At 61.8% G+C, this 22,220-nt stretch carries 20 protein-coding genes and 2 tRNA genes; 11 read left to right on the forward strand and 11 right to left on the reverse strand.

The window, feature by feature from the left end; genetic code table 11:
* Window positions 1-200 precede the first annotated feature (200 nt).
* Window positions 201-1,172, reverse strand: coding sequence for a glycosyltransferase family 2 protein (locus DXD48_RS04910; RefSeq protein WP_117564228.1), 972 nt, complete (start codon window positions 1,170-1,172; stop codon window positions 201-203).
* 160 nt (window positions 1,173-1,332) lie between these two features.
* Here DXD48_RS04910 and DXD48_RS04915 point away from each other — a divergent pair, with 160 nt between their 5' ends.
* The 3 genes from DXD48_RS04915 (at window position 1,333) to DXD48_RS04925 (ending at window position 3,088) form a co-directional block, all read left to right on the forward strand.
* Window positions 1,333-2,178 (forward strand): ABC transporter permease, encoded by an 846-nt coding sequence (locus DXD48_RS04915; RefSeq protein ID WP_231501564.1) that lies wholly within the window; start codon window positions 1,333-1,335, stop codon window positions 2,176-2,178.
* Between the two features lie 11 nt (window positions 2,179-2,189).
* On the forward strand, window positions 2,190-2,957 hold the full coding sequence (locus DXD48_RS04920; RefSeq protein ID WP_117564229.1) for an ABC transporter ATP-binding protein: 768 nt from the start codon (window positions 2,190-2,192) through the stop codon (window positions 2,955-2,957).
* A gap of 54 nt (window positions 2,958-3,011) precedes the next feature.
* A tRNA-Arg gene (locus tag DXD48_RS04925) sits at window positions 3,012-3,088 on the forward strand.
* Window positions 3,089-3,151: 63 nt separating this feature from the next.
* Here DXD48_RS04925 and DXD48_RS04930 read toward each other — a convergent pair.
* The 10 genes from DXD48_RS04930 to aroF all read right to left on the reverse strand — a co-directional run bounded on the left by DXD48_RS04930 (window position 3,152) and on the right by aroF (window position 13,175).
* Window positions 3,152-4,057 carry an IS3 family transposase gene (locus tag DXD48_RS04930; RefSeq protein WP_199407899.1) on the reverse strand — a complete coding sequence of 302 codons (906 nt, stop codon included), beginning with the start codon at window positions 4,055-4,057 and terminating at the stop codon, window positions 3,152-3,154.
* A complete protein-coding gene (locus DXD48_RS04935; protein WP_117564231.1) occupies window positions 4,024-4,515 on the reverse strand; it encodes a helix-turn-helix domain-containing protein in 492 nt (163 codons plus the stop codon). The genes DXD48_RS04930 and DXD48_RS04935 overlap by 34 nt, the downstream gene beginning before the upstream one ends.
* Window positions 4,516-4,644: 129 nt before the next feature.
* Window positions 4,645-5,082 (reverse strand): type II 3-dehydroquinate dehydratase, encoded by a 438-nt coding sequence (aroQ, locus tag DXD48_RS04940; RefSeq protein WP_117564232.1) that lies wholly within the window; start codon window positions 5,080-5,082, stop codon window positions 4,645-4,647.
* Between the two features lie 64 nt (window positions 5,083-5,146).
* A complete protein-coding gene (locus DXD48_RS04945; RefSeq protein ID WP_117564233.1) occupies window positions 5,147-6,397 on the reverse strand; it encodes a shikimate kinase in 1,251 nt (416 codons plus the stop codon).
* Complete coding sequence (gene pheA / locus DXD48_RS04950) at window positions 6,398-7,543, reverse strand: prephenate dehydratase (protein ID WP_117564234.1); 1,146 nt, start codon at window positions 7,541-7,543, stop codon at window positions 6,398-6,400. It lies immediately after the preceding gene.
* A gap of 136 nt (window positions 7,544-7,679) precedes the next feature.
* Entirely contained in the window at window positions 7,680-8,777 is a 1,098-nt protein-coding gene (gene aroC, locus DXD48_RS04955; RefSeq protein ID WP_117564235.1) for a chorismate synthase, read from the reverse strand.
* Between the two features lies 1 nt (window position 8,778).
* Window positions 8,779-10,098, reverse strand: coding sequence for a 3-phosphoshikimate 1-carboxyvinyltransferase (gene aroA / locus DXD48_RS04960; protein WP_089573431.1), 1,320 nt, complete (start codon window positions 10,096-10,098; stop codon window positions 8,779-8,781).
* Window positions 10,092-11,198 (reverse strand): 3-dehydroquinate synthase, encoded by a 1,107-nt coding sequence (gene aroB / locus DXD48_RS04965; RefSeq protein WP_117564236.1) that lies wholly within the window; start codon window positions 11,196-11,198, stop codon window positions 10,092-10,094. The genes aroA and aroB overlap by 7 nt, the downstream gene beginning before the upstream one ends.
* 36 nt (window positions 11,199-11,234) lie before the next feature.
* Window positions 11,235-12,149, reverse strand: a complete 915-nt coding sequence (locus DXD48_RS04970) for a prephenate dehydrogenase/arogenate dehydrogenase family protein (protein ID WP_117564237.1) — start codon at window positions 12,147-12,149, stop codon at window positions 11,235-11,237.
* Between the two features lie 3 nt (window positions 12,150-12,152).
* Window positions 12,153-13,175 carry a 3-deoxy-7-phosphoheptulonate synthase gene (gene aroF, locus DXD48_RS04975; RefSeq protein WP_117564238.1) on the reverse strand — a complete coding sequence of 341 codons (1,023 nt, stop codon included), beginning with the start codon at window positions 13,173-13,175 and terminating at the stop codon, window positions 12,153-12,155.
* 204 nt (window positions 13,176-13,379) lie between these two features.
* Between aroF and DXD48_RS04980 the strand changes: the two genes are divergently transcribed.
* The 8 genes from DXD48_RS04980 (at window position 13,380) to DXD48_RS05015 (ending at window position 22,219) form a co-directional block, all read left to right on the forward strand.
* A tRNA-Arg gene (locus DXD48_RS04980) sits at window positions 13,380-13,456 on the forward strand.
* A gap of 76 nt (window positions 13,457-13,532) precedes the next feature.
* Window positions 13,533-16,250 (forward strand): HAD-IC family P-type ATPase, encoded by a 2,718-nt coding sequence (locus DXD48_RS04985; protein ID WP_117564239.1) that lies wholly within the window; start codon window positions 13,533-13,535, stop codon window positions 16,248-16,250.
* 103 nt (window positions 16,251-16,353) lie between these two features.
* Entirely contained in the window at window positions 16,354-17,496 is a 1,143-nt protein-coding gene (locus DXD48_RS04990) for a zinc ribbon domain-containing protein (RefSeq protein WP_158548932.1), read from the forward strand.
* 107 nt (window positions 17,497-17,603) lie between these two features.
* Window positions 17,604-18,146, forward strand: a complete 543-nt coding sequence (locus DXD48_RS04995; RefSeq protein WP_117564241.1) for a peptidylprolyl isomerase — start codon at window positions 17,604-17,606, stop codon at window positions 18,144-18,146.
* 11 nt (window positions 18,147-18,157) lie between these two features.
* Window positions 18,158-19,462 (forward strand): tetratricopeptide repeat protein, encoded by a 1,305-nt coding sequence (locus tag DXD48_RS05000; protein WP_233502343.1) that lies wholly within the window; start codon window positions 18,158-18,160, stop codon window positions 19,460-19,462.
* A 127-nt stretch (window positions 19,463-19,589) separates the two neighbouring features.
* On the forward strand, window positions 19,590-20,621 hold the full coding sequence (locus tag DXD48_RS05005; RefSeq protein WP_006236061.1) for a rod shape-determining protein: 1,032 nt from the start codon (window positions 19,590-19,592) through the stop codon (window positions 20,619-20,621).
* A 78-nt stretch (window positions 20,622-20,699) separates the two neighbouring features.
* The gene (gene mreC, locus DXD48_RS05010) at window positions 20,700-21,641 is read left to right on the forward strand and encodes a rod shape-determining protein MreC (protein WP_117564242.1); all 942 of its coding nucleotides are present in this window, start codon (window positions 20,700-20,702) and stop codon (window positions 21,639-21,641) included.
* Between the two features lie 11 nt (window positions 21,642-21,652).
* Window positions 21,653-22,219, forward strand: a complete 567-nt coding sequence (locus tag DXD48_RS05015) for a hypothetical protein (protein WP_117564243.1) — start codon at window positions 21,653-21,655, stop codon at window positions 22,217-22,219.
* Window position 22,220 lies beyond the last annotated feature (1 nt).

Consider the following 22,220-nt stretch of genomic DNA (forward strand, 5'->3'; position numbering starts at 1 on the left):
CGGTCCACTCCGCGCTCGACCTGTCCAAGCTGGAGTCCGCAGGCTTCCACATGCCCGACTGGGAGGAAGAGCTGGGGGAGTACATCAAGACGCTCTAGGCGCTATTAACTTTTCGAGAGTAAAAGCCGCCGTTCTTTAACGGCGGCTTTTCTTGTTGGTGGCTATCTGCGCAGTGGTGCCAATAGTATTTTGCGGAAGATCTACCTCTCGCTTGGCTTGGAAGTAGGGTGGCCGGGCTGGTCGTCGTAGGCGTACTTGCTATATACGTTGACCTCCCACTGCTTTTTTTCGACCTTTGCTACAGAATCCAGGATGAATCCGGTTGCAAGGCTCAGGCCGCACAGGAACATAAACGACGCGGCGAGCATGGCGGTGGGGAAGCGCGGAACGAGGCCGGTCTGGAAATACTCGACAACGATGGGCATGCCCAGGGCGAGGCCGATCACCGCAAACAGAAGCGCGACGAGGCTGAAGAACTTCAGCGGGCGGTAGTCCTTGAACAGCGTGCCGATCATCGTGACGACTTTAATGCCGTCGCTCACGGTATTGAGCTTGGACTCGGAGCCTTCCGGACGGTCGCGGTACTCGATGGGCACATCTTTGATGCGCCAGCGGTGGTCGACGGCGTGGATCGAGAGCTCGGTTTCGATCTGGAAGCCCTCGGAAAGCACAGGGAAGGTTTTAACGAACGGGCGGCTCATGGCGCGGTAGCCGGTCATGACATCATCGAAGCTGTAGCCATAGATCCACTTGATCATGGCGCGGACCAGATTGTTGCCAAAGCCGTGGAAAGCACGCTTGTTTTCCTCGGCGTAGGTGCCGTTGGAAAGGCGGTCGCCTACGGTCATATCGGCCGCGCCGTTGAGGATAGGCTCGCAGAGGGCCTTGGCCGCCTCGGCGGGGTAGGTGTCGTCGCCGTCGACCATCAGGTAGCAATCGGCGTCGATATCGCGAAACATCTGGCGGCACACGTTGCCCTTTCCCTGACGGGGCTCAAAGCGGACCGTGGCGCCGTGCTCGGTGGCGATGCGTGAGGTATCGTCCGACGAGTTGTTGTCATAGACGTAGACCGTCGCTTGCGGAAGCTCGCGGTGAAAGTCGTCGATGACTTTGCCGATCGTGAGGGCTTCGTTGTAGCAGGGGATGATGACGGCGATGGATTCAGAATTCACTCAATGCTCCTTATACATTCAATTCTTGAAAGTATAGCCGTTTGGGCTTGGCATCCTAAGATGTGGGTTAGTTCTCCAGTTTTGTTGCGCGAATCGTTTGCATGGCCGTCGGGTCTATACTGTTCGTTTGTCAACGATTACGAGTAAAGGAGTTGCATCCGTGTCGGATCAGACAAAGCAACAAGAAACTCGCAGTCTGCCTGCGACGTTTGCTAAGAACGAATTTGAGAAGGACGCGTTTATCCTTCGTCAGCTGGTTACCAAGGATTTTAAGATCAAGTATCGCCGTAGCGTTCTGGGCGTCGCATGGTCGGTTCTCAACCCGCTGCTGATGATGATCGTCATGGCCATCGTGTTCTCGACGATTTTTGGCCAGGGCCGCAATGGATCAATGACGCCCGAGATGTACCCGCTGTACTTAATCGTGGGTAACGTTACCTTTGCCGTCATGTCCGAGTCCACGAACCAGGCCCTAACGTCGATCGTGGGTGCTGCCCCTCTGCTCAAGAAGGTTAAGGTGCACCGCTGGGTCTTCCCGGTGCAGAAAGTGCTTTTCTCGCTCGTGAACTTTGCCTTCTCGCTGGTCGCCGTCGCCATCGTCATGCTGTGGTTCCGCGTTATGCCTTCTTGGCACCTGATTCTGCTGCCGGTTTGCCTGCTGCTGCTTATGTGCTTCTGCATGGGCCTGGGCATGATGCTCTCTGCCCTTACGGTCTTTTTCCGCGACGTTATGCATCTGTGGAGCGTCGTCATTACGGCGTGGACTTATATTACGCCCATCTTCTGGACGACTGACTATATTGCGCAAATGCCGCATCTCGTGCGTATCTTGATGTATGCGAACCCCATGTACAACTACCTGCAGTTTATGCGCGATATCTTTCTGTTCCAAACTACGCCCTCGCTTATGACGTTTGGTATGTGCGCTGCTTGGGCGGTTCTTGCGCTTGTTATTGGCTATACCGTGTTCCATAAGTCCGAGCGCAAGTTCATCCTCTACATCTAAGGAGTGCTGTGATGACTGAATCTGTTGTTGATTACAGCGAGCAGCCTCTGGCTGTCGAGGTCGACGACGTCACCATGATCTTTAACATGGCGTCCGAGTCGCTGACCAACCTCAAGGAGTACTTCATCAAGCTTGTCAAGCACGAGTTGTTCTTTGAGGAGTTTAGGGCGCTTAAGCATATTTCGTTTGATATTCATCGTGGCGAGGTCGTGGGTCTGGTTGGCACCAATGGCTCCGGCAAGTCTACGATGCTCAAGATTATCGCTGGCGTGCTTGAGCCAAGCGAGGGCAGCGTTAAGGTGCACGGTAACATCGCGCCGCTGATTGAGCTTGGTGCCGGCTTTGATCCCGAGCTGACCGCCCGCGAGAACATCTATCTGAACGGCGCCCTGCTCGGCTATACCAAGGAGTTCATCGACGCCAACTTTGACGGCATTATCGAGTTCGCTGAGCTTCAGAACTTTGTCGACATGCCGCTTAAGAACTTCTCCTCGGGCATGGTTGCGCGTATTGCCTTTGCAATCGCGACGATTACCGAGCCCGATATTCTGATCGTTGACGAGACGCTGTCCGTCGGTGATGTGTTCTTCCAGCAGAAGTGCGAGGCCCGCATCCAGCACTTTATCCAGAGCGGCGACGTGACGGTTCTGTTCGTTTCGCACTCCATGGAGCAGGTTGAACGCATCTGCCAGCGTGCCGTTTGGATTGAGAAGGGTGACCTTCGCATGGACGGCCCGGTCGATGAGGTCTGCAAGGCGTACCGCGAGCAGTTCAACTAGGTTATAATTACTTGCGCCTGACAGGTTTGCGCTTGCTTGGGCGTGCGGTTATTTGCTCCATTAGCTCAGTTGGATAGAGCAGGGGACTTCTAATCCCAAGGTCGACGGTTCGAATCCGCCATGGAGCACCATCGTTTATTAAGCCCGGACCGCTTGTGAACTGCGTCCCAAATCTTGGACGCCCTAAATAGCGACTAGGCCGCGAGGGCCTGATTCCGGAACTCCTCCGGGGTCAGGCCCTTCAATCTTACCTGCCTCCGGCTCGTGTTCCAGTGGACTATGTATTCCTCCAGGTCGCGTTTGAAATCCTCGAACGTCTCCCACTCGCGGCCCCGGTAGAACTCGTCCTTGACGTGGCCGAAGAGCTGCTCGGTGGCGGCGTTGTCGATGCAGTTCGCCTTCCTGGACATGCTCTGGACGATGCCGGCGGCCTCGAGCCTGGATGTGTACGAGGCGCGCTGGTACTGCCGGCCCCGGTCCGAGTGCATGGTCGGGGCGGCGCCCTCGGGGATCTTGGACAGCAGCTCGTCGAGCATCCTGACCTGCTGGGCCATGTCGGGCGTGGTCGAAATGTCGCTCGCCACGATCTCCTTGGTGCAGAAGTCCAGCGTCGGGGCCCAGTAGGCCTTGCCGCCCGCCACCTTGGACTCGGTGACGTCCGTCCCCAGCTTCCGCCACGGGGCCCCGGCGTCGAAATCCCTCGCGATCACGTTCTCGAACGTCCTGCCGACGACGCCCCTGTACGAGTTGTACCCGTGGTAGGCCGTCTCGCGTCTGATACCGCAGCGGATCCCCATCTCGCGCATCATCTTGAGCACGGTCTTGTCGGCTATCACGGCCCCCTCTTCCGCCCTGAGGCACATCGCTATCTGCCGGTGCCCGCAGCCGTTGGCGGTGCGCGAGAAGATCTCGGCGGCCGCCTCCCGGAGCTCGGGGCGCGTGGGCCTCGGCGGGTGCGCGAGGGCGTAGTAGTAGGTCGACCGCTTGAGCTCGGCGCATGCGAGCAGGTGCCCGAGCGCGTGCCCCTCGGCGCGCAGGGCCGCGACCGCTTCGGCCTTCGCCCTGGTCAGAGCCCGTCCCTCTCGACCAGGGCGCGTAATTTTTTTAGGTAGGCCACCTCGGCCTCGAGCCTACGGCACCGCTCCTCGAGCTCCTCCTCGCGGGTCCGCGGCCTCGCCTTGGAACCCTTCGGCCGGCCCTTGGGCCTCGGGCGCAGGGCCTCCGCGCCGCCCCGGCGGTATAGCGCGCACCACTTCTTGAGCGGCGACATCGACATTATGCCAAACGCCGCCATCGCCTCGGTCTTCGTCATGCCGCCGTCGACGACGGCGGAGGCGGCGGCGACCTTCTGCTCGTATGTGTACCTGCCCTGCTTTCCGTCCATGCGCAGCAGCACCTCGCTCCCGAATGCGCGGTATATCTCCTGCCGTCTTCTCACGGCTTCCACGGGAAGCGAAAGGGCAATCGCGGCAGATTTATACCCGTGCCCGAGCTCGAAGAGCCCTATGGCCGCCTTCCTGGCCTCGACATCATGCTTCACTCTCAAATCAACGCGCATAAAGAAAGCCTCCCATTTCTCATGTCCAAGAAATGGGAGGCAGTTCATTGGTGGTCTGGGCTTTTTTCATCTTGTGTGCTGCTGGAGCCGAGTGCGAGCAAGCCGCTGCTGTTTGTTGGGGTTGGCATTTTACTTTTCGATACGCTCCCTCAGCAGCTCCAGTGCGTGAGCGTAGCCCTGCAGGCCTTCGCCGGTGATGGTGGCGAAGCAGGCTAGGCGTGCATAGCTTACCTGGCGGAAGTCCTCGCGTGTCTCTACGGCGCTGATGTGTACCTCGACGGCAGGGATGGCGACGGCCTTGAGGGCGTCGAGGATCGCCACGCTCGTATGCGTGTATGCCGCCGGGTTGATGACGATGCCGTCGACCTTGCCGTAGGCCTCCTGGATCTTGTCGACGATGCTGCCCTCGTGGTTGGACTGGAAGACCTCGACCTCGTCAAAGCCCTGCGCGGCGCCCGCCTCCTGGCAGATCTGGACCAGGCGGTCGTAGTTGTCGCTGCCGTAGATACCCGGCTCGCGAATGCCGAGCATGTTGAGGTTGGGGCCGTTGATGACGAGTGCTTTCATGTTTGCTTCCTTTGCAGTCGAGAAACCGCCACATAGGTGCCTGTCCCCTTTGTGGTGGTTTTGGTTAGAGAGCGGGTGGGAGGGTGTCGAGGAGGGCTTGGGCGGTGTTGGCGGCGCAATCGCGCGAGTCGATGAGGTAGTCGGCCCAGGCGCGGTAGCGCGGCATGCGCTGCTCGGCCAGCTTGTCGATGCCATCGCGGGCGGTGATGGGGCGACCCTTGTGGGCGAGTTCGTCGAGCTTACGGTTGAGCATCACGATCTGGCTGTTCTGGTGCAGTAGCGGGTAGTTCTCGTCGCGCGTGACCACGCCGCCGCCCGTGGAAAGCACCAGGCCGCTGCGCTTGGAGATGCCGGTCAGCGCCGCCGTCTCCTGCTCGCGGAAGGCCGCCTCGCCGCGCTCGACGATAAAGTCGGCGCAGGGCATGCCCAGGCGCTCCTCGAGGGCGCGGTCCAGGTCGATGTGCTCTCGCCCCGTGAGCAGGGCAATCTGCTCGCCCACGCGGGTCTTGCCCGAGCCCGGCATACCGATCAGCGCGATGTTCTGTTCGCGGCGTGACAGGCGCTCCGTTACGTCCAGAATGCGCTCACGCGGAGTGACCTGGCCGGTGTAGCGCTCAACGGCTTGCGCCGCCTGGGCCACGAGCATGAGCAGGCCGCCGATGCAGGGGATGCCGCGGCGCTCGGCCTCGAGCATCAGGCCCGTGCGTGCAGGGTTGTAGACAATGTCGATGACGCCCTCGAGCGCATCGAGCCCCTCGAGCGTGCAGGGGGCATCGGGACAGTGGGGGAACATGCCGGCGGGCGTGCAGTTGACGAGCAGTGCGGCGTCGGACTGCTGCGCGATGTTGTCGTAGTTGACTTCGCTCGTGCGGCCGACCGGCACGACGATGGCGCCCAGGTCGCCGAGCACCATGCTGGCAGTGGTGCCGGCGCCACCGGTGGCACCGAGCACGAGGGCCTTCTTGCCGGCAACCTCGACGCCCAGCTCCTCGACCAGGCATTGGAAGCCAAAGTAGTCGGTGTTGTCGCCGCGCAGGCGGCCGTCGGGCAGGCGCGTGATGGTGTTGACGTTTCCCATACGCTCGGCGAGTGGACTCAGCTCGTCCAGGTATTCCATGACGGCGCGCTTGTAGGGGATGGTCACGTTGGTGCCCTCCCATTCGTCACCCGTCATAAAAGCCTGGAGGTCCTCGGGCTCGCGCTCAAATCGTACGTACTCGAGCCCCGCGAGCTCCTTGTAGATGGTCGGGGTGTAGCTGTGGCCCAGCACGCGGCCCAGCACTCCGTAGGGGCGGGTTGCGGCGACATCGGTCATCTAGAGCACCTCCGTGTAACTGCCAAAGTAGGTGAAGCTCTCGCACACGTCGTCGATGGAATCGAGCAGGTCATCGAGGGCCTTGCTGCCAAAGGGGCAGTCCAGGTCAAAGTAGAACATAAACTCAAAGTCGTGCCCGGGGATGGGGCGGCTCTCGAGCTTGATGAGGTTGATATTGAGCGCGTAGAAGCGCTCGAGTACGCGATAGAGCGCGCCCGGCTCGTTGGCCGTGGTAATCATGAGCGAGGTGCGGTTGGCGCCGGGGTAGACGCGTGGCTCGCGGCTGATGACGACAAAGCGCGTGTAGTTGTTGTCCGAGTCCTGGATGTTGGATTCCAGTATCTCCAGGCCATACAGTGCGGCACAGCTGCGCGAGGCGATGGCGGCAACGTCGGTGCGGTCGGAGTTAGCGACCATCTCGGCCGACATGGCCGTGTTGGGGTACTTGGTGGCGTGCAGGTCGTGGGCTTCGATAAAGCCGGCGCACTGGGCAATGGCTTGGCCGTGGCTGTAGACCTCACGCACGTCTGCGAGCTTGGTGCCGGGTTTGACGAGCAGGTTATGGTCGATCTTGAGGCGCAGCGAGCGCACGATATGGAAATCGAACTGTGCGAGCAGGTCGTAGACGGCGTTGACGGAACCCGCGGTGGAGTTTTCGATGGGCAGCACGCCAAACTCGCAGAAGCCGTCACGTACGGCGCGCATGACGCCCTCGAAGGTCTCGAAAAACGCGATGTCGGGCACGTCGAAGAGCTTGCACGCGGCGATTTGGCTGTAAGCGCCCTCGACGCCCTGGCAGGCGACGGTGGCCGTTTGAGGGAAGGGCGTGTCGGAGGCTGTAGCCGTGGCGTGGGCCTTTTGCGAGACGGTGATGCCCTTGAGCTCGTTGATGTAGCGCTGCTGCTCGGCCTTGCTCATGCTCATGAGCAAGCGGAACAGGGTGATGGTCTGTGCCTCATAGCGCTCGGGCGCGCGGCTGGCGAGGTTGTTGAGCTTGGAGCGCTCACGGGCGGGGTCGAAGACGGCTTTGCCCATCTCGATTTTTGACTTGGCGACCTCGGTGGCAATGTCCATGCGCTCGACAAAGCTGTTGAGGAGCGTGGCGTCGATGCCATCGATGGCCTGACGAATATCGGCAAGGTCCATGGAGACCCCTTTCACGAGTCGGTGATTTTTCTGGGACGGGGATTAAAAAATCATTAGGTACACAATGATTTTTTAATCCCCGTCCCAGAAAAATCACTGGGTGGGCGTGGGGGCCGGAGTTGGCCCCCGGAGATTTTTAGAGCTGGTCTGCGTCCTCGAGGAGAGCGTCCCAAATCGCGAGGGCGGCGGCTGCTTCGGCTACGGGGACGGCTCGGGGGACGATGCAGGGATCGTGGCGGCCGTGGACCGAGAGCTCGGCATTTTCCATAGCGTCCATGTCCACCGTCTGCTGCTCACGACCAATGGAGGGCGTCGGCTTTACGGCCATGCGCCACATGACGGGCGCGCCGGTCGAAATACCGCCCAGGATGCCGCCGGCGTTGTTGGACTCGACCTCGATCTCGCCGGTCTCGGCATCGATGCGATACGGATCATTGTTCTCGCTGCCGCGCATGGCGGCCACGGCAAAGCCCATGCCAAACTCCACGCCCTTTACGGCGGGAATGCCAAACGCGATCTGCGCGATGCGGTTCTCGATGCCGTCGAACATGGGGTCGCCGATGCCCGCGGGAAGCCCGTAAATGCCGCACTCCACGATGCCGCCGATGCTGTCGAGTTCGTCGCGCGCGGCTAGGATTTCCTCGCGCATGCGGCCGGCTGCGGCGGCGTCAATGCAAGGAAGATCGTTCGTCAGGATCGCCTTGCGGTCGGCCTCGCGATAGACCATATCGTCCATCGGCAGGTCGGAGATGCCGCCGATCTGCGCCACATGCGCCATCACGTTAATGCCGCGGGCCTCGAGTGCCTGCAGCGCAATGCCGCCGGCGATACACAGGGGTGCCGTCAGGCGGCCGGAGAAATGCCCGCCACCAGCGACATCGTGCATGTTGTGATACTTCACGCGCGCCGGAAAATCCGCGTGTCCGGGGCGGGGCTTGCGGCGCAGCTCGGAATAGTCCTTTGAGCGCGTGTTGGTGTTCTCGATAATCGCGGCGATGGGTGCTCCCGTGGTATGTCCATCGACCACACCGGCGATGATGTGGGCGGCGTCGGCCTCGCGGCGTTTGGTCGCGGTCTCGTCGCGACCGGGGGCGCGACGGTTCAAAAAGGCCTGCAGCGCTTCTTGGTCAACGGCGATGCCGGCGGGGACGCCATCGAGCGAGCAGCCGATGGCGGGGGAGTGCGACTGGCCGAAGATGCTTACGTGCAAGACGTTGCCAAAGGTCGAGGACATGCTATTCCTCCTCGAGTGTGACCTTGCCGCCCAGCAGGCGGTAGTGGTCGAAGAAATCGGGATAGGACTTGTTGACGGCCTCGGCGCCGTGGATCACGACCTCGCCGGCGGCGCGGCTCGCGGCGATAGCGGCCATCATGGCGATGCGGTGGTCGTTGTGCGAATCGACCTCGCCGCCGGTGAAGGCATCGACACCCTTGATGATGAGGTCATCGCCGGCAATGCGCACCTGCGCGCCCAGCGCGGTGAGCTCGCGGGTGGTGGTGACCAGGCGGTCGGATTCCTTGATGCGCAGACGGGCGCAATCGCGGATAAAGGTGCGGCCCTGTGCCAGTGAGGCCACGGCCGAGATGACGGGCACCAGGTCCGGAATGTCGTGGGCACTCATCTCAAAGCCGGCGAGCTTGTCGGACTGCACGGTGGCGGCGTTGGTGGAGCGCACGATGCGGGCGCCAAAGCGCGAAAGCGCGGCAAGCACGTTACGGTCGCCCTGTGCGGAGCTCAGCGACACGCCCTCGACGGTGATGGGGTCGTTGCCGATGGCACCGGCGCACAGCCAAAAGGCGGCGTTGGACCAGTCGCCCTCGACGGCTACGCTGCCGGGCGTGCGGTACGAGCCGCTGCTCACGCGGAAGTTCGTGACCTCGGGCTGGCCGTCCTTGGCCGGAATACGCTCGACGTTGACCTCGACGCCAAAGGCCTTCATGGCCTGGATCGTCAGGTTGATGTAGGGACGGCTCTCAATGAGGCCGGTTACCTGCACGCAGGAGGGCTGGGCCAGCAGCGGGGCTGCCAGCAGAAGGCCGGAGATATACTGCGAGCTCACGTTGCCCGGAAGCACAAAGGTGCCCGGGCGCATGCGGCCGCTCGTCTTGAGCGGAAAACCGCCCAGACCCTGTAGGTCGCAGCCGGCGGCGATGATCTCGTCCGAGAGCGGGGAGAGCGGGCGGGCGCCCAAGCGCCCCTGACCCACAAAAGTTGCTTCTGCACCCAGCGCGCAGGCGACAGGCAGCATAAAGCGGAGCGTGGAGCCGCTTTCACCGCAGTCAAGCGTGCCGCCGGCAAGGGCCTTGAGCAGGCCAAACTCAACACTCTTCATGGTGGGGTGGACCTGGAAGCCGTCCTCGACGGTCTCGATGCGAGCACCCAGTGCCGTAAGGCAGCGCACCGTGGCCTCGATGTCGGCGCAGGTGGTGTTGCAGGTGACGTGCGTCTCGCCGTTGGCAAGCGCAGCGCAGATGATCAGGCGATGCGCCATCGACTTGGACGCGATGGCGGGAACGGTGCCCTTGAGCGGGGACGGGGTGATGCGGGCTAGCATGCGGATGCGTCTCCCTTCTGGCCGAGGCCCTCGGCAATGAGTTCGTGGAAAGTGGAAAGCGGTGTGCGGTCGATGCTGCAGCGGCCAATGCCGTGCGGAATCACCAGGTCGATGGTGTCGCCCGCGCGCTTCTTGTCGTGGAGCGCCTCGGCAAAGACGGTATCGGCATCTAGGTCACAGCGGGTCGTGAGGCCATGACGGGCGCAGAGTTCCTCAATACGACCGGGCAGTGCGGCATCGCAGACGCCGTGCAGGGCCGCGGCGCGCGTGATGATGCCCATGCCGATCGACACGCAGTTGCCGTGTCCCAGCTCAAAGTGCTCGCAGGCCTCGACGGCGTGTCCGGCGCTGTGTCCAAAGTTGAGGAGCTTGCGCTGGTTGGTTTCGCGCTCGTCGGCGACGACCACGGCGCGCTTGATGTCGATATTGCGGGCGATGATGAGTGCTACGCGGGCCACATCGCGGTTGAGCAGCTCCAGCGTGAGCGGGGTCTTCTCCAGCTCGGCGAAAAGCTCCGGGTCGGCGATCACGGCGTGCTTGACGACCTCGCCGCAGCCGTCGGCGAACTGCTCGGGCGTGAGTGTGGCCAGACACCCCACGTCGGCGATAACCACGCTCGGCTGCCAAAAGGCGCCGGCCAAGTTCTTGCCGGCTGCCAGGTCGATGGCCGTCTTGCCTCCCACCGACGAATCCACCATGGCGAGCAGGCTCGTTGGGATCTGCACAAACTTGCAGCCGCGCATGTAGGTGGCGGCCACAAAGCCCGCCACGTCGCCCACGACGCCGCCGCCGAGTGCCACGATCACGTCGGAGCGCGAAAGCTCGTGCTCGGCCACAAACTCCAAAATGGCAACGTAGGTCTCAGCGCGCTTATGGGCCTCGCCGGCCTCGAAGGTGCAGATGCTCACCTCGTAGCCTGACGCCTCCAGGCTCTGCTTAACGGGCATCTGGTAGAGCGGGCCCACGTTGGTGTCCGTCACGATGACGGCCTTGGTGCCGCCGGCAGTGGCACGCACGAGCGGTCCCGCCTGCTCCAGCAAAAACGTGCCAACATGCACCTGGTAGGGGCGTGCAGTGTCGATATCGATGGTAATCGCCATAAGCTTCGGTCCTTTCGACCTGGCGTGATGGGTTGTCTAGTGGGAGGCCTCGTCGTCGAGTGCGCGCTTAATGCGGTCGCCCTCGGCAAGGAGATTCTCCAGATAGCGCTGGTCGCGGTCCTTGAGCGCACGGCTGTAGGCGCCAAGCGATTCGATCAGATGGTCGATCTCGAAGGCGAGCGCGTCGGCGTCGTCGATCATGAGCTCGGACCACATTTGCGGGTTGAGGTGCGCCACGCGGGTGAGATCGCGGTAGCTGCCGGCCGAAAAGCCGTGGTGGACCTGAGCGGTCGGGCTCTTAACATAGGCGTTGGAGACGACGTGCGCGAGCTGGCTCGTAAAGGCGATGACGCGGTCGTGCTCGGCGGCGCTGGTCACGCTGAACTTGCCAAAGCCCAAGGGGCGTACCATCTCGCGCACCTGGCCCAAAAGCTCCAGTTTGAGCGCATCGTCCACCGCGGGCGGTACGAGCACGAGCGGGGCGCCCTGGAACAGGTCGGCGCGGGAGTGCGCATAGCCCGAGTACTGCGTGCCCGCCATGGGGTGCGCGCCCACAAAGTAAAAGCCGTGCTCGCGGGCTAGCTCAAAGGCGCGCTCGCACACGATGCCCTTGACGCCCACCGTGTCGATCACCACGGGGCCCATGATGGCCTCGGTGTCGGTGGCGTCGGCGAGCGCCTGGGCGTGCGCCTCGAGCCACTCGATGCATGCCTCGGGATAGCAGGCAAGGACGATGATGTCGCATTCGCCGAGCGTCTTGTCGTTAAGCTCTCCGGCGACAGTGCCCATGCTGGCGGCCGTCATGACATCGTCATCGGGGTCCCAGGCTAGCACGCGGACGCCCGCCTGCGCATAGCCGCGGGCAAAGCTGCCGCCGATGAGGCCCAGGCCGACGATGCCGGCGCACTTGGGGCCGCCCTGGTTAACGCGCGCGTTTCTCACTGTACCCATGGGCTACTCCATGGTCTCATGGCAGACAACCTCGCGAATGGCTCGGATGCGGCGCATGGTGTCGTCGAACTGATCGGGGGTGAGGGCCTGAGCGCCGTCGGACCATGCGCGGCTGGGCTCGTCGTGGACCTCGATCTCTAGGCCGTTGGCACCGCAGGCGGTCGCGGCGAGCGCCATGGGCTCAACGTAGCGGGTGTAGCCGGTGGCGTGGCTGGGGTCGGCGACGACGGGCAGGTGCGACAGGTGGTGCAGCACCGGCACGGCATTGAGGTCGAAGGTGTTGCGGGTGCGGGTCTCGAAGGTGCGGATGCCGCGCTCGCACAGGATGACGTTGTCGTTGCCCTCGCTCATGATGTACTCGGCGGCCATGAGCAGCTCATCGATCGTGCCGGACATGCCGCGCTTAAGCAAGATCGGAGTCTTGGTCTTGCCGACCTCTTTGAGCAGAGGGAAGTTCTGGGCGTTGCGGGCGCCGATCTGCATGACGTCGATCTTCTTGTCCAGGAAGACCTGCACGTCGCGCGGGTCCATGATCTCGGTGACGATCGGCATGTCGAGATCGGCAGACGCCTCGCACAGCAGGTCCAGACCGGCGGGGCCCATGCCCTGGTAGGCGTACGGGGAAGTGCGGGGCTTGTAGGCACCGCCGCGCAGCATCGTGGCACCGGCGGCCTTCACGCGGCGGGCGATGCGGATGAGGTTCTCGCCCTCGACGGAGCACGGGCCGGCGATGACCTGGAACTGATCGCCGCCGATCTTGACGCCGTGGCCGCAGTCGATGACGGAGTCCTCGGGGTGGAACTTGCGATTGGCGCGCTTGAACGGCTCGGAGACGCGCTGCACGCGCTCGACGACGTCCATGGACTCGAGCAGGAACGGGTCGATCTTGGTCGTATCGCCCACCAGGCCGATGATCGTCTCGTTCTCGCCGCGCGAGACGTCGGTCTTCAGGCCCTTTTTCTCAATCCAGCTGACGATATGGCTGACGGCCTCGTCGCTGGCGCTCTGCTTTAAAATTGCAATCATGGTGTGCCTCTCACATCGATGGATAACCCTTGCAAAAACGGCCCGCATCGCGAGCCGTGTATATATGGTGCATGTGAGTTTATACTAATTGTTTCACTTTTGCGTTCTAAAGTGAGCCTCTGCGCCGCGTCTTCCTCGGAATTGCAAAGCTTTTTCTTTTATTTTGATAGCCCGTGGTGCACTTGGGTATAATGCCAAACGTTGGCCCTATTAGCTCAGGGGATTAGAGCGTCTGCCTCCGGAGCAGAAGGCCGTTGGTTCGAATCCAACATGGGGCACCATCGAACGTGAGACCGTCCGAACCTCGCATGGTCCGGGCGGTTTTTCTTATACCGACGCGACGTGATGGGACGTGGTATGGCAGCAACGGATATCGAGCGCGGACTCTCGACCGCCGAGGTCGAGGAGCGCATCGCCGCCGGTAAGATCAACCGCAACATGGAGCTCAAGACCAAGTCGGTCAAAGAGCTCATCATCGAGAACCTCTGCACGCTGTTCAATTTGATCAACGTGATCTTGGCGTTCCTGGTCATTTTGACCGGTTCGTTTAAGAATCTGACGTTCCTGTTCGTGGTGTTCCTCAATACCGCTATTGGCGTCATTCAGTCCATGCGTTCCAAGAAGATGGTCGATAAGCTCACGCTGCTGACCTCCAAGAAGGCCATCGCGGTGCGCGACGGCTCCGAGGTGGAGCTCGACCTGGACCAGATCGTGCTCGACGACATCATCCGCCTGGGGCGCGGCGACCAGATCCCCGCTGACGCCGTGGTGGTTTCGGGCGAGGCGCTCGTGAACGAGAGCTTGCTGACGGGCGAGAGCGATCTTATTAAGAAACAGCCCGGTTCCGAGCTCATGAGCGGCAGCTTTATCGACTCGGGTCTGCTGCGCGCCCGCGTGATCCATGTCGGCGCCGACAACTACGTGGCCAAAATTAATAACGAGGCCAAGTACGTCAAAAAGGTCAATTCCGAGATCATGAACGCGCTTAACGCCATCGTGCGCTTTGCGAGCATCATCATGATCCCGCTCGGTTTGGCGTTGTTTGCCTCGAGCGTGAGCGAGCTGTGGGATGCCGCGGGAACCCCAGGCAATAGCGCGCTTTCGTGGTGCTTCTCCGAGCTGTTGGCTGGTCATGTGCCTTCGTCGGCGCTGCTGTCCACGGTGGGCGCCCTGCTGGGCATGATCCCGCAAGGCCTGGTGCTGCTGACCTCGTCGGTGCTCGCCATCGCCACGGTGCGCCTGGCCCGCCGCAAGGTACTCGCGCAGCAGCTCTACTGCATTGAGACGCTCGCGCGCGTCGACGTGCTGTGCCTGGACAAGACGGGCACCATCACGTCGGGCCGCATGGAGGTCGAGGGTACCTATCCGCTGCCGGTCGAGGGTATGGGTGCGGGGGAGGGCGACGCCGCCGTTCCCGTCGATACCACGGTGCTCGATTTTGCGCTGGCTAACGTCGCACGTGCGACCTCGGCCGATGCCAACGAGACCTGTCAGGCGCTGCTCAACTATTACGCCGACCGTCCGGTCGAGGTGTCCGAGCCGCTGTCGGTCATTCCGTTCTCGTCTTCCAAAAAGTGGAGCGGCGCGTCGTTTGCACAGGGCTCATATGTGATGGGTGCGGCGCAGTTTGTGCTCTCTGATCGTGCGTTTGCCCAGGTCGAGAACCGTGTCGCCGAGCTTGCCGATACCTGCCGCGTGCTCGTGGTGGCGCTCGTGGACGGCTTTACGCCCGATGGCGATATGGTGGGCGAGGCCGAGCCCGTGGGCTTTGTGACCATCCGCGACGAGATTCGTACCTCGGCGGCCGAGACCATCGGCTACTTTAACGAGCAGGGCGTGACCCTCAACGTGATCAGTGGCGACGACCCGCGTACGGTGTCGTCGATCGCACGCGTGGTGGGCGTGCCGGGGGCGGACGCTTATGTGGACGCCACGACGCTCGATACGCCGGCCAAGCTCGATGCCGCAGTGGACCGCTACCATGTCTTTGGTCGTGTGACCCCGCAGCAGAAGCGCGAGCTCGTGCAGGCACTCAAGCGCCGCGAGCACACCGTGGCCATGACGGGCGACGGCGTCAACGACGTGCTGGCGCTCAAGGAGGCCGACTGCTCCGTCGCCATGGCGGCCGGCTCCGATGCCGCGCGTAACGTGGCCGAGATCGTACTTGTCGACAACGACTTTGCCTCGATGCCCGCCGTGGTGGCCGAGGGCCGTCGCTCCATCAACAACCTGCAGCGTTCGGCTTCGCTGTTCTTGACCAAGACGCTGTTCTCGATGGGCCTGGCGGCGCTGTGCATCGCGCTGCCGCCGTACCCTTTCGAGCCGATTCAGATGACGCTCATCAACTTCTTCTGCATTGGCGCGCCGGGCTTTGTCTTGGGCCTGGAGCCCAACAATGCTCGCGTGAAGGGGTCGTTCCTGACGAACGTGCTCAAGCGGGCACTGCCGGCGTCGATTGCGGTCATTTTGGCCGCGGCGCTCGATATCTTTGTGGCGCGCGTGTTTGGCTTTAACCAGCTCACGCTGTCTACGATGTGCCTGCTTACGTCGTGCGCGGCGAGCGTCAGCCTGATCTGGCGCATCTCGCAGCCTCTCACGCCCTTGCGCGTGGTGCTCTTTGTGTTTGTAGTCGCTGGCATCTTGGTGGGCGTTATCGGATTCCCGGAGCTGCTGTCTATTGCTAACCTGTCGATGGGCCAGATGGTTATCTTGGCTGTCATCGTGGTCTTTACCTGCTCGGTGTTTTTTAAGCTCGCCACGATGATGGATTCGCTCAAGCCGCGTCGTCGTCATGCCGCAACTGGTTTTGGCCGCGGTGTTCGCGTCCGCCTGGGTCGCGGTGGCGGCAAGGTGAGCTCGACGGGTTCGACGGCGGAGCGTTTTGCCAAGCGCGTCGCCGCCGACATGGCGCAGCGCCGCGAAGCTCGCACCGTTCGTGAGGCCGAGGCCCGCGCACTCGAGGGCGTGGCCCAGGCCCAGCCCAAGAAAAAGAAGCCCACGGGCGCCAAGCGCTTCCGCGTAACCAAGTCCGCCCAAGGCATCAAAGTTTCGATGCCAAGCAAAAAGAAGAAGTAGCTACGCGCCCTGGCGATGTTGAATTGGTGCCTTGCTCCTGTGGGGCCGTGGCGATGTTATGCTCTAACCTCGATTGTTTGAATTGCTTCGAAAAGAGGATGCCGTGATCTGCCCGCATTGCCTTAAGACTATCGAGGACGGCGCCTCGTTCTGCCCCTACTGCAACGCCTATGTGGGTCCGGGCGATGGTCCCGAGCACACCGAGTTTGTGTTCTGCGAGGGCTGCGGTGCCCGTCTTTCTCCGCATGATCGTACGTGCCCCAAATGCGGACGCCCCGCTCCGGGTATCCTCTCCGAGGACACGGCCGCATCCGACCTGGCAGCGGGCCGCACGGCGGGCTTTCCGCGCCTAACGCAAGAGCAGATCGATACCGAGGTGCCGCATGCGCCAGCCTCTGCCGCCGCGGTGCTTTCAGACGCCGCCGACCCCAATGAGACCTGCGTGCTGCCGGCTTTCGATAAGGATTTCGGTATCCCCAAGGTCGTTATTCCCACGCCGGTTTCACTGCACGACGATCCTCAAAAACCCAAGCGTAAGGTGCATCCCGACGAGGACGCCTATCACAAGCACAAGCGTCATATTCCCAAGCCGCTCATTATCATCGCGGTCCTTGCCGTCGTGTGCGGTGGTGCCTATTGGTTCGTGACGACCGATCCCATGGGTGTTATGCCTGACTTCTACGACCAGTTTGGCCAAGCTGCACAAACCACCTTCCCCACGCGTCAAAAGGGCGAGGCGATTGAGGACGATACCAAGCAGGACGATTCTGCCGAGGTGGTCCAGGAAGAAACCGTGCTCACCGATGATCAGCTCTATACCAGGCTCGACGGTCTGTATCAGACCATCGTGTCCTACGATGACGAGGACCAGATTGGCGAGGTCATCGATTCCTTTAACAATGGTTATCTCCGAACGCCGCTGTCCACCCGTCAGGAGCTGTCGCAGAGTGCCTACGCCCTGCGCGACCAGATCAAAAAGACGCAAGATGAGCTCAACAATCTTAAGTATCAGGACGATACGGTCTATGCGGACGACATCGCCCACTTAAAGCAGCTTGCCGAGTGGATGTATGAGCGCGTTGACGTGATCTGCCAGAGCTGGGATATCTCGCTGGCCATTCCCGATGGCGAGTCGATGAGTTCCCACCAAAGCGAGATCCTGGCGCCCATCGCGCAGGGTGGCAACAGCGCGCTGAACCAGTACGACGCCAATGTGGGTTCCTGGAAGCCGCAGCAGCGTTCCTAAAATTAGTTCGCCATAGTCGGCATAACCTACGTGCGCAATTGATGTAAGCCCGTGCTTATTGCTACAATTCGTACAAATATGCTTTAAACGCACGAGGAGGGAACCACATGTTTGGTTTTAAGAAAGAGCTCTACACGCCCGAGTATCAGCTTATCGGCGACGAGTGCGCCGTAATCGAGACGTCGAAGGGTACCATCAAGGTCAAGTTTGACGGCGAGGGCGCTCCCATTCATGTCGCGAACTTCTGCGAGCTTTCCACGATGGGCTTCTATGATGGCCTTAAGTTCCATCGCTATGTGCCCGGTTTTGTTATCCAGGGCGGCGACCCCAATACCCGCGACATGTCCGGCGCCGACGTCGCTGCCGGTCTTGAGGGCCCCGACGGCATGCCCGGCACCGGTGGTCCCGGCTACTGCATCAAGGGCGAGTTTGCCACCAATCCGCGCAACAGCCATGTCGATGGCGCCCTTGCCATGGCACGCTCCATGGATCCCGATTCCGCGGGTTCGCAGTTCTACTTCTGCCTGGGTGCCCAGCATAACCTCGATTCTGGTTACACCGTCTTTGGTACCACGGTCGAGGGTCTCGATGTGATTTCGCAGCTGCGTGCCGGCGACGAGATCGTCCATGTCGAGATCGTTCACGAGTAAAGGGGACTTCCTTGAATAGCCAGCTGATCCAACAGGGCCGCGCCGCTTACCGCGCGGGTGATTTTTCTGCTGCAGCCCAGATGCTTGGGGCGGCAAAGACTCCCGATGAGATTATGGGCGAGGCCGATCACCTTCGTGGCAACGCCTTGATGCACCTGGGCATGTATGCCGAGGCCGCCGAGGCCTATGCCGCCGCCCTCAACGACGGTACCTACGGCAAGCGCGGCGCGCTGCTCACCAACCGCGGCAAGGCGCTCGCCGCCGTGGGCGACTACACGACGGCCGCCCAGGCGTTCTCTGCCGCTACGCAGGATGCTTCCTATGCCACGCCGTTCAAGGCCTATCTGGGCCTGGGCAATGCGCTGTTCCAGTCGGGCGACTATGCCAACGCGGGAACCGCCTTCCGTCAGGCTGCCATCGACGGCGCCAATCCGGCTCCTGCCGCCGCACTCGGCGAGCTCGGTCGTTGCTTCATTAAGCTCGGCCGTCCGGCGGATGCCGTGGAGACTTACCGCACGGCTATCGACTTTGCCGGCCCCCGCGACGACACGCGTGCGCTCAACGCCGGCATGGGTCAGGCGCTTTCTGCCGCCGGCCGTCCCTCCGACGCACTCGACGCCTTTAATGCCGCTACTGCCGATGGCATCTACCAGCTCACCTCCGAGCAGGCCGATGAGCTTGCCCGCGTGCAGGATTCGCTTGCCGCGCTGTCTGCCCAGACGGCTATGGCCACGGCTCCGGCGCCCGCGATGGACGCTCCTGCCGTCGATCCGCTCGATCCTACGGGCGCGACCGGTCAGTTTATGCCTGATCCCTCGGACACCGGCTTCTTTACGCTGTCCGAGTCCGAGATGGTCCAGCAGGACCGTCAGGATCGTAAGCAGGCCAAGGTCCGTCGTCGCCATCGCCATACGGGTCTCAAAGTCTTCATCGTGCTGCTTCTGCTCATTTTGATCGCCGCGGGCGGTCTGGGCTTTGCCTACACGCGCGGCTTTGGCTTCCCGTCTCAGGAGTCTGTCGTTACCGATCTGTTCCAGGCTGCCGGCGACGGTGACGCCGCAAAGGCCGAGTCTTGCCTGGCCTCGAGCCTGTCCGAGGACGCTAAGTCGATGATCATCTCCTCGATTCCGCAGGGTGCCACCGTGTCCGTCGAGGGCATGGATCAGTCCATGACCGAGACGACCGCCAAGGTGAAGGCATCGATGTCCAAGGGCGGCGAGCAGGAGTACACCGTCAAATTCGTGCGCTCCGACAACCATATCGGCTGGGCCGTTTCTTCGCTCGATATGGATTTCTCGGCTGCTGACAACCAGTAGTGACCTTATGGGATTTAGCTTTGCCCGGCGCTTCACCGCAAGTGAGGTGCCGGGCTTGCGCTAGTATGATGGGCTAGTAGTTTTCCAGCAATCATCCAACACATCAGGAGTTGCGTTGTTTTCTTTGATGGATATGTTCTTCGGTAGCTATGCGGGCGATCTTGCCATCGACCTCGGCACCGCCAATACGCTTGTCTCCGTGCGCGGCAAGGGCATCGTCATTCGCGAGCCCTCTGTTGTCGCCATCGACAAGAACGACGAGCGCATCTTGGCGGTCGGTATCGAGGCAAAGCGCATGCTCGGCCGTACGCCCGGCAACATCGTGGCCGTTCGTCCCTTGAAGGACGGCGTCATCGCCGACTTCGATGTTACCGAGGCCATGCTTCGCTACTTTATCGACAAGGCGTCCGAGAAGCGCTATCCGTGGACTCCGCGTCCGCGTGTTGTCGTCTGCGTTCCCTCCGGTGTCACGTCGGTCGAGAAGCGCGCTGTTTTTGAGGCCACGATCCAGGCCGGTGCCCGCCAGGCCTATCTGATCGAAGAGCCCATGGCGGCTGCCATCGGCGCCGACCTGCCCGTCGAGGAACCCACCGGCTCCATGGTCATCGACATCGGTGGCGGTACCACCGAGGTTGCCGTTATCGCTATGGGCGGCATCGTCGTCTCGCAGTCCATCCGTATTGCCGGCGACGAGTTCGATCAGGCCATTCTCACGCACGTTCGCGATGCCTACAACCTGGCCATCGGCGAGCGTACGGCAGAGGACATCAAGATCAAGGTCGGCTCCGCCGTGCCGCTCAAGGATGAGCTCGACGTCGAGGTCAACGGCCGCGACGTGATCACCGGTCTGCCCAAGACCGTGCGCATCGAGAGCGAGGAGATTCGTCGCGCGCTCAACAAGCCGCTCGACGAGATGGCCAAGGCCGTCAAGGACGCACTCGACGCTACGCCTCCCGATCTTGCCTCGGACCTTATGTACTACGGCATTTTGCTGACCGGTGGCGGCGCGCTGCTGCGCGGTCTCGACGTGCGCCTGCGCGATGAGACCGGCGTTTCGGTCAACGTCAGCCCCACGGCGCTCGATAACGTCGTTAACGGCTGTGCCCGCGTGCTCGAGGCCAATGCGTTTGATGGCGGCTTCGTCCAGACCAATGCTTAATTTCCAAAAGGTGGATTCCATTTGGCACGATCTTCGGGTTTCTCCACAAATCTGAATACCAAGCGACAATCAACGGGTATGCGCCCGTTGATTGTTTTCAGCCTGATTTCGGTGTTGCTGCTCACGTTTTACATCCGCGAGGGCGAGGCAGGACCGATTCATGCCGTGCGCTCGGGCGTGACGACGATTACCTCGCCGGTGCGCTTTGTGGGCTCGGCTGTGGCGGCTCCCTTCAATGCGATCGGTAACGTGTTCTCTAACCTTACGGCGTCGCAGGACACGCTTGACGAGCTTAAGAAGCAAAACGAGGAACTGACCTCTAAGGTTGCCGAGCTCTCCGAGGCTCAAAAGACCGCCGAGCGACTGGAGGGGCTGGTCGGCCTGCAGTCGACCTACAACCTCAAATCAACCGCAGCTCGTATCGTCGGCGCTTCGGGCGATGCCTGGACCTCGACCGTCACCATCGATAAGGGTTCTGCCGACGGTCTTACCATCAACATGCCTGTGACGAGTTCTGCCGGTGTCATAGGCCAGATTATCGAGGTCTCGGCCAAGACGTCCACCGTGCGCCTGATTGGCGACGAGAACTCGGGCGTGTCCGCTATGGTGCAGGACACGCGCGCCCAGGGCATGCTGCAGGGTCAGGCTGACGGCACGCTGCGTCTTGAGTACGTGAGCGTCGACTCCGACGTTAAGGTTGGCGACATCATCGTGACCTCGGGCATTGGCGGTGTGTTCCCCAAGGGTCTACCGCTCGGCACCGTCTCGTCGGTTGAGAAATCGGCAAACGACGTGTACTACACCATTGTGGTGCGCGCCCAGACGACGGCCGAGAACAACGAGGAAGTGCTGGTCATTACCTCGCTGACCGACGAACAGTCGGCCTCGGATGAGGACGTGAACACGGCCAACAGCACGCCGCAGGGAACGTCGCGCGATGCTGCGACCAAGACGAAGGACGAGAGCCCGGATGACAGTTCCGACACGTCCGAGACGACCGATTCCGGCTCGAGCGAATAGGGGGCATGTCCATGGATCTACATGAGCAGGGGATGAGCTCCCGCACGTTTGTAATCGCCGCCATCGTGTGCGTGCTGTTGCAGGCAGGCCTGGCACCGCAGATCTCCATTGCGGGCGGTCGCGTCAACTTTATGATTATCCTGGTGTGCCTAAGCGTGTTCTCGGGCGACCCGACCCGTGCCGTCGTGTGCGGTTTTTGCAGCGGCTTGTTCTATGACCTTTCCGCTGCCGTGCCGGTGGGCGTTATGTCGCTCCTGCTGACCGTGGGTTCTTTTGCCCTGGTGCATAGCGCTGCCGGTCAGACGGGCGGTAGCCCGAGTGCGCGCGGCATCACTGTGGGCGCCTTCGCGTTCGTCATTAATGTGATCTACAGCATCATCTTGCTGTTTATGGGTTTGGAGACGAGCTTTGTCGTGGCGATCTTCGGCCATGCGCTGCCGTCTTCGATCCTGACGGGTCTGGTTGCCATTCCGTTTTTGATGTCCGGCGTCGTGCCGCAGTCCGGTTATGGATTCTCCGCACGTGGCGGACGCCAGACGGGCATGCGCTTTAAGCCCAAGACCCGTAAGCTCAAATAGG

This window comes from Collinsella sp. TM05-37 (assembly GCF_003436455.1).
Taxonomy (GTDB): Bacteria; Actinomycetota; Coriobacteriia; order Coriobacteriales; family Coriobacteriaceae; genus Collinsella.

Bases quoted from the DNA above. Each gene is read 5' to 3' on its own strand.
- DXD48_RS04945 (WP_117564233.1), bottom strand. From the start codon at position 6,397: ATGACCGATGTCGCCGCAACCCGCCCCTACGGAGTGCTGGGCCGCGTG.
- aroA (WP_089573431.1), bottom strand. From the start codon at position 10,098: ATGCTAGCCCGCATCACCCCGTCCCCGCTCAAGGGCACCGTTCCCGCC.
- mreC (WP_117564242.1), top strand. From the start codon at position 20,700: ATGCGCCCGTTGATTGTTTTCAGCCTGATTTCGGTGTTGCTGCTCACG.
- DXD48_RS04920 (WP_117564229.1), top strand. From the start codon at position 2,190: ATGACTGAATCTGTTGTTGATTACAGCGAGCAGCCTCTGGCTGTCGAG.
- aroF (WP_117564238.1), bottom strand. From the start codon at position 13,175: ATGATTGCAATTTTAAAGCAGAGCGCCAGCGACGAGGCCGTCAGCCAT.
- DXD48_RS05005 (WP_006236061.1), top strand. From the start codon at position 19,590: ATGGATATGTTCTTCGGTAGCTATGCGGGCGATCTTGCCATCGACCTC.
- aroB (WP_117564236.1), bottom strand. From the start codon at position 11,198: ATGGCGATTACCATCGATATCGACACTGCACGCCCCTACCAGGTGCAT.
- DXD48_RS04995 (WP_117564241.1), top strand. From the start codon at position 17,604: ATGTTTGGTTTTAAGAAAGAGCTCTACACGCCCGAGTATCAGCTTATC.
- aroC (WP_117564235.1), bottom strand. From the start codon at position 8,777: ATGTCCTCGACCTTTGGCAACGTCTTGCACGTAAGCATCTTCGGCCAG.
- DXD48_RS04970 (WP_117564237.1), bottom strand. From the start codon at position 12,149: ATGGGTACAGTGAGAAACGCGCGCGTTAACCAGGGCGGCCCCAAGTGC.
- DXD48_RS04985 (WP_117564239.1), top strand. From the start codon at position 13,533: ATGGCAGCAACGGATATCGAGCGCGGACTCTCGACCGCCGAGGTCGAG.
- pheA (WP_117564234.1), bottom strand. From the start codon at position 7,543: ATGGACCTTGCCGATATTCGTCAGGCCATCGATGGCATCGACGCCACG.
- DXD48_RS05015 (WP_117564243.1), top strand. From the start codon at position 21,653: ATGGATCTACATGAGCAGGGGATGAGCTCCCGCACGTTTGTAATCGCC.
- DXD48_RS04935 (WP_117564231.1), bottom strand. From the start codon at position 4,515: ATGCGCGTTGATTTGAGAGTGAAGCATGATGTCGAGGCCAGGAAGGCG.
- aroQ (WP_117564232.1), bottom strand. From the start codon at position 5,082: ATGAAAGCACTCGTCATCAACGGCCCCAACCTCAACATGCTCGGCATT.